This window comes from Monashia sp. HAY1-2A, assembly GCF_056755315.1.
This window is the reverse complement of the sequence record NZ_JBNDHY010000309.1, coordinates 1-1076: the sequence shown is the minus strand read 5'-3', so window position 1 is coordinate 1076 and position 1076 is coordinate 1. Positions and strand designations below refer to the sequence as shown.

Here is a 1076-nt window from a genome sequence, read left to right as displayed (position 1 = left end):
CCCCCAGATTACTACGCGTCTCGTGGGCTCGGAGATGTGTATAAGAGACAGGGTGCACCACCCACCAAGGGACCGAACGCCCACGAACGGACCGCGCCCCGACCGGGCGCCGACCGGGCGCGGACCGGACGGCCTCAGGCGACGGGTTGCTGCAGCTCGATGACCCAGGTGGCGTCCGGGTCGGCCGGCGCTGCGTGGTAGACCTCGCGGCACGGCCCGGCGAAGGAGAGCCCGCGCGCCTCCACCTCGCGCGACAGCGTCTGCCACGCCTCGGAGATCCCGCCGAGCGGCCCGCGAAGGGTCGTGACCAGCGCCCGCGGTTGCGCCGGGAGCTCGACCAGCTCGAGGCCCGCGGCGGCGGCCTCGGCCGGCCCGACCTCGGGCCCGACGGGGTAGGCCGCGGCAGCGACCAGGGCGTCGCCGTCCATCGTGTAGTGCCCCATCGAGGGGCCGGTCGGGACGAGTGGTGCGGCCGAGACGGCGTGCTCGACCTGCCCGAAGAGGGGGCCGACGACGTCGCCGACCTGCTCGCCGTCCGGCACGCGTCCGGACAGCTGGACGAGGCGGGCGGCCGGCAGGGCCTGCTCGGTGTAGGCGTCGAGGGCGACAGGTGACATGGCGTGCTCCTTCTCGATCATCCGGAGACGCTGCTCGACCTGCTGCAGGCGCGCGCGGTCGGCGTCGATCTGCGCGGCGAGCTCGGCCCGACGCAGCCGCAGCATCCCGCGCAGCTGCTCGACGGGCACGTCGTCACCGAGCAGGCGACCGCAGTCCTCGAGCGTGAAGCCGAGGTCCTTGAGCGCCACGAGCCGGTTGGCCCGGTCGAGCTGCGCGGTCGAGTACGACCGGTAGCCCGAGTCCGGGTCGACGCGGGCCGGCGGCAGCAGACCGAGGGCGTCGTAGTGGCGCAGCATGCGCACCGACACCCCGGCCAGCCGGGCGAAGTCTCCGATACTCAACATGGTCCGACCATGGCACCGCCTGACACCGTGTCAGGGTCAAGGACGGAAGGCATCGGGGTCGGCCGGGACGCGAGAACCTGTCTCTTATACACATCTGACGCTGCCGACGACGGA

1 protein-coding gene is annotated in these 1076 nt (G+C 72.8%); it reads right to left on the bottom strand.

The annotated features are described in order from the left end of the window. Positions 1 to 134: 134 nt before the first annotated feature. Positions 135 to 962: a MerR family transcriptional regulator gene (locus tag ACPYOM_RS22025; RefSeq protein WP_481347595.1), complete on the bottom strand. Its 828-nt coding sequence runs from the start codon at positions 960 to 962 to the stop codon at positions 135 to 137. Between the last annotated feature and the right edge of the window lie 114 nt (positions 963 to 1076).